This window comes from Mesobacillus sp., assembly GCF_049588175.1.
GTDB lineage: Bacteria > Bacillota > Bacilli > Bacillales > Cytobacillaceae > Mesobacillus.
In genome coordinates this window covers 1-2,368 of sequence record NZ_JBAVFI010000713.1, presented here as the reverse complement: position 1 = coordinate 2,368, position 2,368 = coordinate 1, and the positions used below count along the sequence as shown (strand labels likewise).

Here is a 2,368-nt window from a genome sequence, read left to right as displayed (position 1 = left end):
GAATGGATCAGTTGAAATTGATCTTTATGCCAGCTCTACATTAGGAAATGACCGTGATTTAATCGAGGGTATGCAATTAGGTTCTGTTGATTTCGCACTTGTAGCAGGAGTTCTCTCCAATTTCTATGAGCCTTATGCTATTTTGGAGCTCCCATATCTATTCCGCGATCGCGAGCATATGCAAAGTGTTTTATATGGGGAAGTTGGAGACAAGTTGAAAGAGGATCTTCTGGCGAATACACAGGTTAGAGGCCTTGAATTTTGGGAGCGTACTCCACGTCAATTAACTGCAAACGAAAAGATTACAAGCCCAGCTGATTTAGAGGGAATCAAGATTCGTGTACCTGAAATTCCAGCGTCGATAGCAGCCTGGAAAGCGATGGGGGCAACACCGACTCCAATGGCATTCAGTGAAGTATATTCATCTCTTCAAACAGGGGTAATCGATGCACAAGAAAATCCAGTAGCTTTAATTGAGAGCACGAAATTGAATGAAGTACAAAAGTATATGATCAACACAAACCACGTTTATGGGTACGTAATGCTTACAATGAGTGACAGCACATACAAGAAACTTTCAAAAAATCAGCAAAAAGCGGTTGAAGAAGCAGCTAAAGAAGCAACTGAATATGAAAATAAAATCGTTTATGAGCAGGAAAAGGAACTGTTAGAAAAGCTTACAGGTGCTGGTATGGAAGTGGTAGATGTTGATACTGAGGCATTCATGGAAAAAGCAAAAACCGTCCATGGGGAATTTGCTAAAAAGTCTCCTGAAGCACAAGAGCTTTATGACAGTATTGTAAATACAAAATAAAATGCTTAGAAAGGGGGCGGGTATAAGTCATCATTGGCTCAGTGCCCTCCTCTTTTTAAAAAGGATTACGATTAATGTCGTAAAAGGAGAGTTATCTCATGCAACAAGTTATTAAAGCTATTGATGCTATAAATAGAGTAGTTGGCATTCTTCTTGCAGCAATGCTAGGTGTTATGTCAATCTTGATTATCCTACAAGTCATAAGCCGTTTTGTGATTAATTTCCCTCTTACTTGGTCAGAGGAATTATCCCGTTATTTAATGATATACATTGTTTTTCTGGGTGCTGGCTTAGCCATGAGGCATAATAATCTGATCTCGATTGAACTTTTACCAGAATTATTGTCAGGAAACAAAAGAAGAGCCGTTATTATTCTAGTGATGATTATTTCTATTATCTTTTTTGCAATCTTGTTTAAGCAGGGGATTGATATACTGAGCATGGTAAAAATGCAATCATCACCTGGTCTCCAACTTTCTATGTCAATTCCTTATGCCTCTATCCCAATTGGTTCCTTTGTACTTGCAATAAATTCCCTCGCTGTAATCCTGGATCAATTATCAAATAAGCAGGAGGGTGAAATCTAATGGCTGCAATTTTAATGGTTGTTATGTTAATACTTTTTGCATTAAGTGTACCAATTGCTGTTTCCATCGGCCTGGCATCTGCAGTGGCTCTATGGTGGGAAGGCGGAACGCCGCTCGTTGTATTGGTACAGCGCTCTTTTACATCAATCGATTCGTTTCCGCTGATGGCTATTCCTTTCTTTATTTTAGCTGGTACATTAATGGAATTTGGTGGGATTTCAAAGAGATTAATCAATCTAGCGAATGCTTTTACAGGCCACCTGCCAGGGGGACTTGCTATTGTAACCGTCGTAACGGCAATGTTTTTCTCAGCAATCTCCGGATCAAGTGCCGCAACAACAGCTGCACTAGGCAGTATGCTTATACCTGGAATGATCCGTAGGGGCTATGATCCAAAGTTTGCAGGTGCCACTCAAGCAGTTGCCGGTGAACTGGGAGTTATTATACCACCGAGTATCCCAATGATTTTATACGGAGTAACGGCATCGGTGTCAATCGGCGATTTATTCATGGCAGGGTTTGTGCCTGGAATTCTCATTGGTTTCGCATTGATTTTAACGGTCTATGTGATTTCAAAGAAACATAATTACGTTCGTGAACCAAGGAAATCAGTAAAGGAAATCATTCAAGCTATTAAGGAATCTTTCCTTGCACTGTTGATGCCAGTTATTATTCTTGGCGGGATATATGGAGGAATTTTCACTCCGACAGAAGCAGCAGGAGTAGCCGTTGGCTATGCGTTTATTGTAGGTGTATTAATCTACAAGGAGATTAAGTTAAAAGAGCTTGCAAAGATTTTTACACAGTCGGCTGTAACAACAGCGACAATCATGTTCATCATTTCCAGCGCAGGCTTATTTGGCTGGATTATGACCAGGGCGAATGTTCCGCAGATGGTTGCTGAGTTTTTCATTAATATCTCTGATAATCCAATTATCTTCTTACTATTAGTTAATTTATTCTTAAT

3 protein-coding genes are annotated in these 2,368 nt (G+C 39.8%); all 3 read left to right on the top strand.

All coding sequences use genetic code 11. The features are described 5' to 3' along the window. Positions 1 to 814: TRAP transporter substrate-binding protein (locus WB217_RS17330; protein WP_423994535.1), on the top strand; the 814-nt coding region annotated here is incomplete at its 5' end. A gap of 98 nt (positions 815 to 912) precedes the next feature. Continuing rightward, entirely contained in the window at positions 913 to 1,401 is a 489-nt protein-coding gene (locus WB217_RS17325) for a TRAP transporter small permease (RefSeq protein ID WP_423994534.1), read from the top strand. Then, the coding region (locus WB217_RS17320; RefSeq protein ID WP_423994532.1) for a TRAP transporter large permease at positions 1,401 to 2,368 on the top strand (968 nt) is incomplete at its 3' end. The genes WB217_RS17325 and WB217_RS17320, both read left to right, overlap by 1 nt.